Annotated in this window: 12 protein-coding genes; 5 read left to right on the top strand and 7 right to left on the bottom strand. The window is 56.0% G+C overall.

Annotation, left to right across the window (positions count from 1 at the left end; all coding sequences use genetic code 11):
• Positions 1 to 94 precede the first annotated feature (94 nt).
• The 5 genes from mnmE to rpmH form a co-directional block, all read right to left on the bottom strand.
• Positions 95 to 1,465 carry a tRNA uridine-5-carboxymethylaminomethyl(34) synthesis GTPase MnmE gene (gene mnmE, locus JFU11_RS14960; RefSeq protein WP_008073644.1) on the bottom strand — a complete coding sequence of 457 codons (1,371 nt, stop codon included), beginning with the start codon at positions 1,463 to 1,465 and terminating at the stop codon, positions 95 to 97.
• A gap of 79 nt (positions 1,466 to 1,544) precedes the next feature.
• The gene (yidC, locus tag JFU11_RS14955; protein WP_201061090.1) at positions 1,545 to 3,233 is read right to left on the bottom strand and encodes a membrane protein insertase YidC; all 1,689 of its coding nucleotides are present in this window, start codon (positions 3,231 to 3,233) and stop codon (positions 1,545 to 1,547) included.
• 2 nt (positions 3,234 to 3,235) lie between these two features.
• Complete coding sequence (yidD, locus tag JFU11_RS14950; RefSeq protein WP_052966011.1) at positions 3,236 to 3,481, bottom strand: membrane protein insertion efficiency factor YidD; 246 nt, start codon at positions 3,479 to 3,481, stop codon at positions 3,236 to 3,238.
• A complete protein-coding gene (gene rnpA, locus JFU11_RS14945) occupies positions 3,474 to 3,875 on the bottom strand; it encodes a ribonuclease P protein component (RefSeq protein WP_038983561.1) in 402 nt (133 codons plus the stop codon). The genes yidD and rnpA overlap by 8 nt, the downstream gene beginning before the upstream one ends.
• A 16-nt stretch (positions 3,876 to 3,891) precedes the next feature.
• Positions 3,892 to 4,026 carry a 50S ribosomal protein L34 gene (rpmH, locus tag JFU11_RS14940; RefSeq protein WP_003213577.1) on the bottom strand — a complete coding sequence of 45 codons (135 nt, stop codon included), beginning with the start codon at positions 4,024 to 4,026 and terminating at the stop codon, positions 3,892 to 3,894.
• A 567-nt stretch (positions 4,027 to 4,593) separates the two neighbouring features.
• Here rpmH and dnaA point away from each other — a divergent pair.
• From dnaA to gyrB, 4 genes are read left to right on the top strand one after another with little or no spacing between them, the layout of a single operon-like run.
• Positions 4,594 to 6,114 carry a chromosomal replication initiator protein DnaA gene (gene dnaA / locus JFU11_RS14935; protein ID WP_201061088.1) on the top strand — a complete coding sequence of 507 codons (1,521 nt, stop codon included), beginning with the start codon at positions 4,594 to 4,596 and terminating at the stop codon, positions 6,112 to 6,114.
• A 39-nt stretch (positions 6,115 to 6,153) separates the two neighbouring features.
• Positions 6,154 to 7,257, top strand: coding sequence for a DNA polymerase III subunit beta (dnaN, locus tag JFU11_RS14930; RefSeq protein WP_007903001.1), 1,104 nt, complete (start codon positions 6,154 to 6,156; stop codon positions 7,255 to 7,257).
• A gap of 20 nt (positions 7,258 to 7,277) precedes the next feature.
• On the top strand, positions 7,278 to 8,381 hold the full coding sequence (gene recF / locus JFU11_RS14925) for a DNA replication/repair protein RecF (RefSeq protein WP_008007898.1): 1,104 nt from the start codon (positions 7,278 to 7,280) through the stop codon (positions 8,379 to 8,381).
• A gap of 5 nt (positions 8,382 to 8,386) precedes the next feature.
• Entirely contained in the window at positions 8,387 to 10,804 is a 2,418-nt protein-coding gene (gene gyrB, locus JFU11_RS14920) for a DNA topoisomerase (ATP-hydrolyzing) subunit B (protein ID WP_123720099.1), read from the top strand.
• 194 nt (positions 10,805 to 10,998) lie between these two features.
• On the opposite strand, the gene JFU11_RS14915 is transcribed toward gyrB, so the two are convergent.
• On the bottom strand, positions 10,999 to 11,796 hold the full coding sequence (locus JFU11_RS14915) for a helix-turn-helix transcriptional regulator (RefSeq protein ID WP_201061087.1): 798 nt from the start codon (positions 11,794 to 11,796) through the stop codon (positions 10,999 to 11,001).
• A 164-nt stretch (positions 11,797 to 11,960) separates the two neighbouring features.
• Between JFU11_RS14915 and JFU11_RS14910 the strand changes: the two genes are divergently transcribed.
• Positions 11,961 to 12,860 carry an EamA family transporter gene (locus tag JFU11_RS14910; protein WP_201061085.1) on the top strand — a complete coding sequence of 300 codons (900 nt, stop codon included), beginning with the start codon at positions 11,961 to 11,963 and terminating at the stop codon, positions 12,858 to 12,860.
• Between the two features lie 126 nt (positions 12,861 to 12,986).
• Here the strand turns inward: JFU11_RS14910 and JFU11_RS14905 are convergent, their stop codons facing one another.
• The gene (locus tag JFU11_RS14905; RefSeq protein WP_123720098.1) at positions 12,987 to 13,706 is read right to left on the bottom strand and encodes a response regulator transcription factor; all 720 of its coding nucleotides are present in this window, start codon (positions 13,704 to 13,706) and stop codon (positions 12,987 to 12,989) included.
• Between the last annotated feature and the right edge of the window lie 400 nt (positions 13,707 to 14,106).

The following is a 14,106-nucleotide window of genomic DNA, read 5'->3' as shown; positions in this document are numbered from 1 at the left end:
CTCAAGCGAAGAATCTGCTCGGCACTGGGGAAAAAATTCAGAAAAGGAGAGAACAGACAGGCCTGAATGGCCTGTCTGTGAATTGCAGAAGGGACTATTTACCGATGCAGAAGCTAGAAAAGATCCTTCCCAGCAGATCATCGGAGCTGAATGCGCCGGTGATTTCGCCCAAAGACTGCTGCGCCTGCCGCAAATCTTCGGCCAGCAGTTCACCAGCACCCGCTAACGTCAGCTGCGCACGGCCATGCTCTAGGGATGCACTCGCATGACGCAGTGCCTCCAGGTGACGCCTGCGAGCACTGAAGCTGCTTTCGGAGGTCTGCTCGTAACCCATGCAGGCCTTGAGGTGCTCACGCAGCAATTCCAGGCCTTCCCCGGCAGACCTTGCGCTGAGGCTGATAGTAACGTGGCCATCGTTGCTGACTTCCAGGGCAATCGCTTCGCCCGTCAGGTCAGCCTTGTTACGAATCAGCGTAACTTTTGCCGGATCCGGACGGGTTTCGAGGAATTCAGGCCACAAGGCAAATGGATCAAGGGCCTCGGGAGCTGTGGCATCAACTACCAGCAATACCCGATCTGCCTCGCCAATGGCTTTCAATGCCCGTTCGACGCCAATTTTCTCCACCTGATCATCGGTATCTCGCAGGCCTGCAGTGTCGACCACGTGCAACGGCATGCCATCGATGTGGATATGTTCGCGAAGAATGTCTCGGGTAGTGCCGGCAATCTCGGTCACGATCGCAGCTTCACGTCCGGCCAAGGCATTCAGAAGGCTGGACTTGCCGGCATTCGGCCGACCGGCGATCACCACGGTCATGCCGTCACGCAGCAAGGCTCCTTGCCCGGCTTCACGCAGCACTGTGGATAATTCGTCACGCACTTTGTCGAGCATGCTCAGGACATGGCCATCGGCGAGGAAGTCGATTTCTTCTTCGGGGAAGTCGATGGCGGCTTCGACGTAAATGCGCAGGCCTATCAATTGCTCGGTGAGGTTATGCACACGCTGGGAAAACGCCCCCTGCAACGATCGCAGGGCATTTCGTGCCGCCTGTGCAGAACTTGCCTCGATCAAGTCGGCAATGGCTTCGGCCTGAGCCAGATCGAGCTTGTCGTTGAGGAAGGCACGCTCGCTGAATTCACCCGGCCGGGCCAGACGACAGCCCAGTTCCAGGCAACGCTTGAGCAGCATATCCAGAACGATCGGCCCGCCGTGGCCCTGCAGCTCGAGCACATCTTCGCCGGTGAACGAGTTCGGTCCCGGGAAATATAGCGCGATGCCTTCGTCCAGCACCTCTTCGTTTGCACTGAGGAACGGGCCGTAATGGGCAAACCGCGGTTTCAGTTCGCGACCGCTGATGGCTTTGGCCGCCAGACTCGCCAGCGGCCCGGAAATACGGACGATGCCCACTCCACCGCGACCTTGAGCGGTGGCGACGGCAGCGATGGTTTCACGAGGAACGCTCATAAACCGGTATCCAGACAAAAGTGACAGATAGCAAAACGCCCCACTAGGGGGCGTTTTGAGTGGTTATCCACAGAGTAAGTTACGCCTCGGCTTTTTTGGTAGCCGCTTCGATCTTACGCGTGATGTACCACTGTTGTGCGATGGACAGCACGTTGTTCACAACCCAGTACAGCACCAGACCTGCCGGGAACCACAGGAAGAAGAAGGTGAAGATGATTGGCATCATTTTCATGACCTTCGCCTGCATCGGATCCGGAGGTGTAGGGTTCAACTGCTGCTGGATGAACATGGTTGCGCCCATGATGATCGGCAGAATGAAGAACGGATCCTTGATCGACAGGTCAGTAATCCACAGCATGAATGGCGCTTGGCGCATTTCCACGCTTTCCAGCAGAACCCAGTACAGCGAGAGGAAAACCGGCATCTGCACCAGGATTGGCAAGCAGCCACCCAGCGGATTGATCTTCTCTTTCTTGTACAGCTCCATCATGGATTGCGACATTTTCTGCCGGTCGTCGCCATGTTGCTCTTTCAGCGCGGCCAGTTTTGGTGCCACTGCACGCATGCGCGCCATGGATTTGTAGCTGGCAGCCGACAGCGGGAAGAAAATCCCCTTGATCAGCATGGTCAGGAAGATGATCGACCAGCCCCAGTTACCGACCAGTGCGTGGATATGTTGCAGCAACCAGAAGATTGGCTGGGCAATGAACCACAGAATGCCGTAGTCGACGGTCAATTCCAGACCTGGGGACAACTCTTTCAGCACAGCCTGGCTTTTCGGGCCTGCGTACAGAACGGCGCTGGTTTCAGCTTTCGCACCTGGCGCAACAGTCATTGCCGGGGCGGTGTAGCCGATGATGTAGTTGCCTTTGCTGTCTTTACGTGTCTGGACGGTGTTGTTTTCGCCCTTGACCGGAATCCACGCAGTCACGAAGTAGTGTTGCAACCAGGCAACCCAACCACCGGTGACGGTTTCTTTCAGCTGAGCCTTGTCCATGTCGCTCATCGACACTTTCTTGTACGGCTCGTTACTTGTCCACAGGGCGGCGCCCAGGTAAGTCGCGGTGCCGGTGGCGGTGCTGGAAGAAGGATCGGAGCTGGCGTCACGCTTCAGTTGCGCGAACATTGCACCGGACCAGGGCTGAGCGCTCTGGTTGTCGATCAGGTAGGAAACGGTTACGTCATACAGGCCACGTTTCAGTGTGAACCGCTTGATGTAGTTGACGCCGTCCTTGCTGAACTTCAGGTCCGCGACCAATTGGTCTTGACCGTCAGCCAGTTGATAAATCTTCTTCTCGGAGGAGTAAACCGGACGACCGGCAGGACTTGCGTCCGGACCGTTGGTGCCGATCAGGCCACTCTGAGCCAGATAAGTCCGCTCGTTGCCGTTATCAAACAGCTGGAATGGAATTTCCGGATGATCCTGGCGACGTGGATACAGCGGCAACGTCAACTGGGCAACATCGCCACCTTGTGGATCGATTGCCAGGTTGAGCACATCCGTTTTGATCTGGATGAGGTCTTTGCTTGCAGCTACTGGTGTTTCAGCAGGTGCAGTTGCACTGGTATCGCTTGCGGCGCGTGGAATGTCGTCACTGACAGAAGCATTATTGCCAGTCGCCGTATCCGGTAGGCCCGGTGCGGTAGTACTGGAAGCAACATTCTGAGTCGGCAGGGCAGCCTGGCCATAGTCCTGGTTCCATTTAAGGACCATAACGTAGGACACGATTGCCAGGGCGACGATCAGGATCGTGCGTTTGATATCCATGATTACTCGGCCATCGAAGAAGAACGGGAGGTAGGGATAGATGGAACCGGGTCATAACCACCGGGATTCCACGGATGACAGCGACCTAAACGACGAAAGGTCAGCCAGCCACCGCGCAGAAGGCCATGATTTTCTATGGCTTCATACGCGTAGCAGGAACAACTGGGGTAGAAACGACAGTGACTGGCCATCAGGGGACTGATGGCATAGCGATAAAACTGGATCGGAACGAGTGCCAGTTTACGCATCGGGACTGTCTACCCCTACAGTTTCGGTTTTGACTGCTGGTACCGGCTTGCTGCGTGCCAGACGTTTCCAGAGTTTGTCGAAATGCTGAATCAATTCGGGGCTTTCTACGTCACCCAAACCTTTGCGCGCGACGATAACAATGTCCCAACCGACCAGTAAATCCTGGTTCAGACGAAACGATTCGCGCATCAGACGTTTGAGGCGATTGCGCTCGACGGAGAGCTTTACGCTCTTTTTCCCGATAACCAGCCCGAGACGGGGGTGATCAAGGTCGTTGTTGCGCGCAAGGAGCAGGAGATTTTTCCCCGGAACCTTGCCGGTAGGGGAGTCAAAGACTGCCTTGAAATGCCGGGGAGTAAGCAGACGCTTTTCCCGACTGAAGTCCTGACTCACCTCCAGTGCCGGATTATCAAACTGCCAGACGCGCACGACCTTTGGCGCGACGACGCGACAGGACGGCACGACCGTTTTTGGTAGCCATGCGAGCACGGAAACCGTGGGTACGAGCGCGTTTGATAGTGCTTGGTTGGAAAGTACGTTTCATTGTCGTGTTACCTGGTTCGTCCACAACGGGCCGGAATGGCCCCCGTTTTAAGAGACCGGGGATTCTAGAGAAAGCAAGCCTCTAGGTCAATTTCCAACCAGCGTTTCCTTATAAATAGATCTCCAGACGATTTGCTCGCCGAAGGTCGTTCACTAGATATAGAAATAAAGAAGGGAATTATTTAAAGCTTTTCTGTAAAGCTTATAAAAGCTAGGGCCACGTTCATCTGTGGATAACTACCTTAAGCCCTTCTAAACCGTGATGTACAGAGAATGACAACTACGGTGGAAAACGGTGGTCAGCCTGTGCTGCGCTGTCGGATAAGCTGTGTGTGGAAAGGCTAGTTATCCACAGGAAGGTTATCCACCGAGTTTCGCCCCCACTTGTCCAGTGCCCTCATGGGCGGTTATCCACAGAGCTTATGCACATACCGTTGGTCTTCTTTTCAAGGGTTAACGCATTGATAAATCATGCCCTGTGCGCAACCTGCATGTGGATAAGTGGACGTCTGGTCGCTACAATGACCGCTTGTTTTTGCCTCACCGGCTTTCAACTTAGGGGATATCCGTGTCAGTGGAACTTTGGCAGCAGTGCGTAGAGCTTTTGCGCGATGAGCTGCCTGCCCAACAATTCAACACTTGGATCCGTCCACTACAGGTCGAAGCCGAAGGCGACGAGCTGCGTGTCTACGCGCCGAATCGTTTTGTTCTCGACTGGGTCAACGAAAAGTACCTGGGCCGCGTCCTTGAACTGCTGGATGAGCATGGCAATGGCCTGGCGCCGGCGCTTTCCTTATTAATAGGCAGCAAACGCAGTTCGGCACCGCGTGCGGCACCCAATGCGCCGTTGGCCGCTGCGGCGTCCCAGGCTCAGGCCGCTCAAGCGCCTGTCAGCGCTTCGGCGCCTGCCCCGGTAGCTGCCTCGACCAAGCGTGCGACCCAAAAAGTAGCGGAGGTCAGTGAAGAGCCGTCCCGCGACAGCTTCGATCCAATGGCCGGCGCCAGTTCGCAACAGGCTCCGGTTCGCGCCGAACAGCGCACGGTGCAGGTCGAAGGCGCGCTCAAGCACACCAGCTACCTGAACCGCACCTTTACCTTCGAGAACTTCGTCGAAGGCAAGTCCAACCAACTGGCCCGGGCTGCGGCCTGGCAGGTGGCGGACAACCCCAAGCACGGCTACAACCCGCTCTTCCTTTATGGCGGTGTCGGCTTGGGTAAAACCCACTTGATGCACGCTGTGGGTAACCACCTATTAAAGAAGAATCCGAATGCCAAGGTTGTGTACCTGCATTCCGAGCGTTTCGTTGCGGACATGGTCAAGGCCTTGCAGCTGAATGCGATCAACGAGTTCAAGCGTTTCTACCGCTCGGTGGATGCGTTGCTGATCGATGACATTCAGTTCTTCGCTCGCAAGGAACGCTCTCAGGAAGAGTTTTTCCACACCTTCAACGCCCTGCTTGAAGGTGGCCAGCAGGTCATTCTTACCAGTGACCGCTATCCGAAAGAAATCGAAGGCCTTGAAGAACGCCTGAAGTCACGTTTCGGCTGGGGCCTGACGGTTGCCGTCGAGCCGCCGGAGCTGGAAACCCGCGTGGCGATCCTGATGAAAAAGGCCGACCAGGCCAAAGTCGATCTGCCACACGACGCAGCGTTCTTCATTGCCCAGCGTATTCGCTCCAACGTCCGTGAGCTGGAAGGCGCGCTCAAACGCGTGATCGCCCACTCGCACTTCATGGGCCGCGATATCACCATCGAGCTGATTCGCGAATCCCTGAAAGACTTGTTGGCGCTGCAAGACAAACTGGTGTCTGTGGATAACATTCAGCGCACCGTCGCCGAGTATTACAAGATCAAGATCTCCGACTTGCTGTCCAAGCGTCGTTCACGCTCGGTAGCACGTCCGCGTCAGGTCGCCATGGCGTTGTCCAAGGAACTGACCAACCACAGCCTGCCGGAAATTGGCGATGTGTTTGGCGGCCGCGACCACACGACTGTTTTGCACGCCTGCCGCAAGATCAACGAGCTTAAGGAATCCGACGCGGACATCCGCGAGGACTATAAGAACCTGCTGCGTACACTGACTACTTGATGAACACCAGCGCAGCTTATTAAGGCAAGGGACTAGACCATGCATTTCACCATTCAACGCGAAGCCCTGTTGAAACCCCTGCAACTGGTCGCAGGCGTCGTCGAGCGCCGACAGACCTTGCCGGTGCTCTCCAACGTGCTGCTGGTTGTCGAAGGCCAGCAATTGTCGCTGACCGGTACCGACCTGGAAGTCGAGCTGGTCGGTCGTGTGCAACTCGAAGAGCCTGCGGACCCGGGTTCCATCACTGTGCCTGCGCGCAAGCTGATGGACATCTGCAAGAGCTTGCCGAACGATGCGCTGATCGACATCAAGGTCGATGAGCAGAAGCTCGTGGTGAAGGCCGGCCGTAGCCGCTTCACCCTGTCGACCCTGCCAGCCAATGACTTCCCGACGGTGGAAGAAGGCCCAGGCTCGCTGACCTGCAGCCTTGAGCAAAGCAAACTGCGTCGTCTGATTGAACGCACCAGCTTCGCCATGGCGCAGCAGGACGTACGTTACTACCTCAACGGCATGCTGCTGGAAGTCTCGGCCGGGATCATCCGCGCCGTGGCAACTGACGGTCACCGTCTGGCCATGTGTTCGATGCAGGCCGATATCGGTCAGCCGGATCGTCATCAGGTGATCGTGCCGCGCAAAGGTATTCTGGAACTGGCGCGTCTGCTGACCGAACCGGACGGCAACGTCAGCATCGTGCTGGGCCAGCACCACATTCGTGCCACCACCGGCGAGTTCACTTTCACCTCGAAACTGGTCGACGGTAAATTCCCTGACTACGAGCGTGTTCTGCCTAAAGGCGGCGACAAGCTGGTACTCGGCGATCGCCAGGCGTTGCGTGAAGCGTTCAGCCGTACCGCGATTCTGTCCAACGAGAAATACCGTGGCATCCGTCTGCAACTGGCCAATGGTCAGCTGAAGATTCAGGCGAACAACCCGGAGCAGGAAGAAGCGGAAGAAGAAGTGGGCGTTGAGTACAACGGCGGCTCTCTGGAAATCGGCTTCAACGTGAGCTATCTGCTCGACGTACTGGGCGTGATGACCACCGAGCAGGTTCGCTTGATCCTGTCCGACTCCAACAGCAGTGCGCTGGTGCAAGAGTCCGACAACGACGACTCGGCCTACGTTGTCATGCCGATGCGTCTGTAATCATGTTCAGCAGAACCTAGATGTCCTTAAGTCGCGTCTCGGTCACCGCGGTGCGCAATCTGCACCCGGTGACCTTCTCCCCCTCCCCCCGAATAAACATTCTTTACGGCGCCAACGGCAGCGGCAAAACCAGTGTTCTGGAAGCCATTCATCTGCTGGGGCTTGCCCGTTCGTTTCGTAGCAGCCGTCTGTTACCCGTCATTCAATACGAGCAATTGGCATGTACGGTGTTTGGCCAGGTCGAATTGGCCGAGGGTGGACACAGCGCGCTGGGGATATCTCGCGACCGCCAAGGTGAGTTCCAGATCCGCATTGACGGGCAGAACGCCCGAAGTGCTGCGCAGCTTGCAGAGATCCTGCCGTTGCAGTTGATCAACCCGGATAGCTTCCGCCTGCTGGAAGGTGCGCCGAAGATTCGCCGGCAGTTTCTCGACTGGGGTGTGTTCCACGTGGAACCCCGATTCATGTCCACGTGGCAGCGCTTGCAGAAGGCCTTGCGCCAGAGAAACTCTTGGCTGCGACATGGTACACTTGACGCCGTTTCGCAAGCGGTTTGGGACAGGGAACTGTGCCAGGCCAGCGCTGAAATAGATGAATACCGCCGCGCTTACATCAAAGCCTTGAAACCAGTCTTTGAACAGACCTTGAGCGAACTGGTTGAGCTTGAGGGCTTAACGCTCAGCTATTACCGAGGTTGGGACAAAGACCGTGAGTTGAGTGCAGTGCTCGCCGGGTCCCTTCAGCGGGATCAGCAAATGGGTCATACCCAAGCCGGACCACAACGCGCTGATTTGCGTCTTAGATTGGGCGCACACAATGCCGCGGACATCTTGTCTCGTGGCCAGCAGAAGTTGGTGGTCTGTGCATTGCGGATCGCCCAAGGGCACTTGGTTAGCCAAGCGCGTCGCGGCCAGTGTATTTATCTGGTGGATGACCTGCCGTCCGAACTGGACGAGCACCACCGTCGCGCGCTTTGCCGCTTGCTGGAAGACTTACGCTGCCAGGTCTTTATCACCTGTGTAGATCACGAATTATTGAGGGAAGGCTGGCAGACGGAAACGCCAGTCGCTCTGTTCCACGTGGAACAGGGCCGTATCACCCAGACCCACGACCATCGGGAGTGAAGGCATTGAGCGAAGAAAATACGTACGACTCAACGAGCATTAAAGTGCTGAAAGGCCTGGATGCCGTACGCAAACGTCCCGGTATGTACATTGGTGACACTGACGATGGCAGTGGTCTGCACCACATGGTGTTCGAGGTGGTCGATAACTCGATCGACGAAGCTTTGGCCGGCCATTGCGACGACATCAGCATTATCATCCACCCAGACGAATCCATCACCGTTCGCGACAACGGTCGTGGCATCCCGGTAGACGTGCACAAAGAAGAAGGCGTCTCGGCGGCCGAGGTCATCATGACCGTGCTGCACGCCGGCGGTAAGTTCGACGACAACTCCTACAAAGTATCCGGCGGTCTGCACGGTGTAGGCGTTTCGGTTGTGAACGCACTGTCCAAGGAACTGGTCCTGACCGTTCGCCGCAGCGGCAAGATCTGGGAACAAACTTACGTCCACGGTGTTCCGCAAGAGCCGATGAAGATCGTTGGCGAGAGCGAAACCACTGGCACACAGATTCATTTCAAGCCATCTGCTGAAACCTTCAAGAACATCCACTTCAGCTGGGACATCCTGGCCAAGCGGATTCGCGAACTGTCCTTCCTCAACTCCGGTGTCGGCATCGTCCTCAAGGACGAGCGCAGCGGCAAGGAAGAGCTGTTCAAGTACGAAGGTGGTCTACGTGCGTTCGTTGAATACCTGAACACCAACAAGACTCCGGTCAACCAGGTGTTCCACTTCAACATCCAGCGTGAAGACGGCATTGGCGTCGAAATCGCGCTGCAGTGGAACGACAGCTTCAACGAGAACCTGTTGTGCTTCACCAACAACATTCCTCAGCGCGATGGCGGTACTCACCTGGTGGGTTTCCGTTCCGCATTGACGCGTAACCTGAACACCTACATCGAAGCTGAAGGTCTGGCGAAGAAGCACAAAGTTGCCACCACCGGTGACGATGCCCGCGAAGGCCTGACAGCAATTATTTCGGTGAAGGTGCCGGATCCGAAGTTCAGCTCCCAGACCAAAGACAAGCTGGTGTCTTCCGAAGTGAAGACCGCGGTTGAACAGGAAATGGGCAAGTACTTCTCTGACTTCCTGCTAGAGAACCCGAACGAAGCCAAACTGGTCGTCGGCAAGATGATCGACGCGGCGCGTGCGCGTGAAGCGGCACGTAAGGCTCGTGAGATGACCCGCCGTAAAGGCGCGCTGGACATCGCCGGCCTGCCGGGCAAACTGGCTGACTGCCAGGAAAAAGACCCTGCCCTCTCCGAACTGTACCTCGTGGAAGGTGACTCTGCTGGCGGCTCCGCCAAGCAGGGACGCAACCGTCGCACCCAGGCCATCCTGCCGCTCAAGGGCAAGATCCTGAACGTCGAGAAGGCACGCTTCGACAAGATGATCTCTTCGCAAGAAGTGGGCACCTTGATCACCGCGCTGGGCTGCGGCATTGGCCGCGACGAGTACAACATCGACAAGCTGCGTTATCACAACATCATCATCATGACCGATGCTGACGTCGACGGTTCGCACATCCGTACCCTGTTGCTGACCTTCTTCTTCCGTCAGTTGCCGGAGTTGATTGAGCGCGGTTACATCTACATCGCTCAGCCGCCGCTGTACAAGGTCAAGAAAGGCAAGCAAGAGCAATACATCAAAGACGACGACGCCATGGAAGAGTACATGACGCAGTCGGCCCTGGAAGATGCGAGCCTGCACCTGAACGAGGAAGCCCCGGGTATCTCCGGCGAAGCCCTCGAGCGTCTGGTGAATGATTTCCGTCTGGTGATGAAGACCCTCAAGCGCCTGTCGCGCCTGTACCCACAGGAGCTGACCGAGCACTTCATCTACCTGCCAGCGGTGAGCATGGAGCAACTGTCGGATCACGCAGCGATGCAGGACTGGATGGCTCAGTTCGAAGTTCGCCTGCGCACCGTCGAGAAATCCGGCCTGGTTTACAAAGCCAGCCTGCGTGAAGACCGTGAACGTAACGTCTGGCTGCCAGAGGTCGAGCTGATCTCCCACGGCCTGTCGAACTACATCACCTTCAACCGCGATTTCTTCGGCAGTAACGATTACAAGACTGTTGTGTCGTTGGGCGCTCAATTGAGCACCTTGCTGGACGAGGGCGCGTACATCCAGCGCGGCGAGCGCAAGAAGCCGGTCACCGAATTCAAGGAAGCACTTGAATGGCTGATGGCTGAAAGCACCAAGCGTCACACCATCCAGCGATACAAAGGTCTGGGCGAAATGAACCCGGATCAGCTGTGGGAAACCACCATGGACCCAAGCCAGCGCCGGATGCTCAAAGTGACCATCGAAGACGCCATTGGCGCAGACCAGATCTTCAACACCCTGATGGGTGATGCGGTCGAACCTCGCCGTGACTTCATCGAAAGCAACGCCTTGGCGGTTTCCAACCTGGACTTCTGATCCGGCAGGATCGCTAGAACGAAAAAGGCCAACGCTTAGCGTTGGCCTTTTTTATTGCGTGTGTCGCGGCAGTGCCAGGGACATAAATGATGTCTTTATCTTCTGCTGGGTTCGCAGATTGGTAACTCTCACTCCGTTGAGAAGGTACATCGACGTGCCAAGAGGTCGATTATTTTCCCTTCTCGATCAATCGCTCAGAATACCGATGCACCTTTGGACTTGGCCAGATAACGCCCCGGTGAATCTCCCAGGTTACGCCGAAATACCGCGGTAAATGCGCTTGGGCTGCTGTAACCCAGATCAATCGCCACTTCGGTGATAGATGAACCATTGCTCAGTCTGGATGTTGCTTCTAGCAAACAGACTTGTTGCCGCCAGAACACAAAACTCATGCCAGTCGCTTCCCGAAAACTTCGCGTGAACGTTCGCCGGCTCATGCTCGACCAACTAGCCATTTCACTGATGGAAATATTCTGCGTGGGTGCATCAAGGAATCGATGGCACGAATGGGCCAGTCGAGGCTCTGAAGGCAAAGGTGCGCTCAGTGGAAGCTCCGACATGGCGCCGATTTCATCCACCAGTAGCGTCTGCACGGATTGGCTTCGGATATTGGGCGGTTGCTCCGGATCAATGGCCAACGCCGCTTCCAACAGGTGCCTGAGCAGCGGCGAAACATTGTAGACCTGGCAATGCTCCGGCAAACCGGCGCGGATGGAGGCAGCCTCATCGAGGTAAGTGTTGATCATGGTCACGTCGCCGCGCATATGCATTTCATGCGACACGCACGCGGGAACCCAAAGCGCTCTTTGAGGCGGGACAACCCAATTCCCCAGATCGGTGAACATCTTCACCGCGCCCATCGAGGCGTATGCAAACTGACCACGACTGTGCGTGTGCCGCGCAAAAACAGTACCCGAAGAATACTTGCTCAGGCTCACCACCGCATCGGGGCTTCCATGCTCGTAGGGATCCAGTGTTTGATTGATCGACATGGCCCGATCTTGACAAAAATAGACCTGCTATAGCAAGCAGGCCAAAATTTTGGACCATAGAATCGCATCTCCAAAAAAACCTGATGCAGAAACGGTTCGCATTGAACTGATTGGAATGCAGCACACCGCCTACGCGGTGTGCCGCTTAATGTGAGGCTAGGGATATGCAGAAAAAACATTTGGTTCTGGCGATACTCGTCACCTTAGTGTGGGGAGTGAACTTTCCAATCACCAAGCTGGGTTTACGCTCGATTGATCCCTTTGTGTTAACCGGAATACGCTTTGCACTCGCCGCCATACCCTTGGTGTTCTTCATAAAGCGCCCCGCCATCAAGTTCAGCTATGTTGTCGCCTACGGCTTCATTTTCGGATTGGGTATGTGGGGCGTGATCAACTATGGCATTCAGGTCGGTGTCAGCCCCGGTATTGCTTCGCTGATCATCCAGCTCAGCGTGTTCTTCACCATGGGTTGGGGGGCGTTATTGTTTAAAGAGAATCTACGTGGGGCTCAGCTTATCGGGGCGCTGCTGGCATTGGTCGGGTTGGCGGGCATCATTTCTACCCAGCAAGGAGAGCACGCAATACTTGGGGTACTGCTGATAGTGTTGAGTGCAGTCGCTTGGAGCGTAGGCAACGTGATTATCAAGAAATCCGGTGTCAAAGAGATCTTTTCATTCATGGTCTGGGCCAGTCTGTTTCCACCCATCCCGCTCTTCTTCATCGCTTGGCTCATGCGGGGCGCCGCGCCCTTTGAGAACCTGCAAAGCAGTCTCGACTTGACGGCTGTACTGTCGATTGTTTTCCAGGTTTACCTGGCCACACACTTTGCCTATTGGGGATGGAATTCGCTGTTAAAGCTTTATCCCGTATCAACAGTGGCACCGCTGTCGTTGCTGATTCCGGTATTCGGCATCGGCAGTTCGATGCTGATTATCGGCGAACACATCTCGACACCGGACTTGATCTCAATTGCGATCATCATTATGGGATTGGCGGTCGGCCTCTATCGTAAGTCCCCCGGCACAATCAATGCAGCCCCCAAAGCCGCCTTCCGCCCTGACTGAACCGGTCGTGCCAGAACTATGCATTTTCGCCAGCGTTTGCAGGGCTGCCGAATCATCCGGCAGGACCGCTAAACGAAAAAGGCCAACGCTCAGCGTTGGCCTTTTTTATTGATCGTCGAAACGTCGTCATTCGCTAGCAGTGGCCACGCTCTCAAGCCGATACCCATACCCGTAAATCGTCAGCAGTTGCCAACCGCGATCGGCCGTCAGGCCCAGCTTGTTGCGCAGGCGATAAATATGAGTGTCCAGCGGGCGGGAGGAGACTACTTCTTCATGGGTCCAAAAGCGCTCATACAAGTATTCACGGGACAAAGGTCGGCCCAGATTGGCGAACAGGCAACGGGCGAGACGGTATTCCCGTTCGGTCAGGCTGATGGGGGTTGAGGCGCGGGTGACGGTGAGTTCGGCGTCGTCGAATTCGAGGTCATTGAAGGTCAGTATTTCGGTGGTTGCCGCGCGTTGCAGCCCATGCCGACGAAGCACCGCGCTGACCCGAGCCATCAGCTCGTTGGGACGAAACGGTTTGCTCACGTAATCGTCGGCCCCGGCGTTCAATGCCTGGACGATATCGCTTTCGGTATCGCGACTGGTGAGCATGATGGCGGCTGGTGGCACGTCCATGTGTTCACGGGTCCAGCGCAACAACGCCATGCCGCTGATATCGGGCAGCTGCCAATCGAGTATCAGCAGATCGAAGGTCTCCCGCCGGAGTTGCCTTAGTAAGTCCTCTCCCCGCTCGAAGCAATGCAGCGTCCACGCCTGCTCTCCCGTGACGGGGATCTGTCGCAGTGTCTGTTCCACCCGGCGGAGTTCGGCGGGTTCGTCATCCAGTATTGCGACACGCATGCCGAGTGTTTCCTTCATCTCGTAAGTGCAAAGTGAAAATTCCTGCGGAAGTTTAGGCTGATTGATTGAATCTGAACAATTGTGGCGAATTGCTGCGATGTTCCCAAGTATCGCTACGCTGATGGCACTTCGCCGATGGCATGTTTTAGTCTTCGACCAATTCTGAACAAATATTGAGAATCGGCTCGCAAGGTCACTTATGCCGGTAAATTCGTTGTCGCTGAGCGGCACAGGGGCATTGGGATGTGCTCCGACGCAGGGAGCGTCAACGCCAACCTGGCAGGACTGTCGATTGCCGGTTTTCGACAGTCTGCAGTTCAGGGGAAAACACATGGAGTGCCTGCTCGGTTTTGACACAGGGATGTGTCTTCTCAATATCCTTTGCTCCTATGGCTATCTG

The organism is Pseudomonas sp. TH37, from assembly GCF_016650735.1.
Lineage (GTDB): Bacteria > Pseudomonadota > Gammaproteobacteria > Pseudomonadales > Pseudomonadaceae > Aquipseudomonas > Aquipseudomonas farris.
Note: the sequence above shows the minus strand (reverse complement) of the source record. Positions and strands in the feature narration are given on the sequence as shown.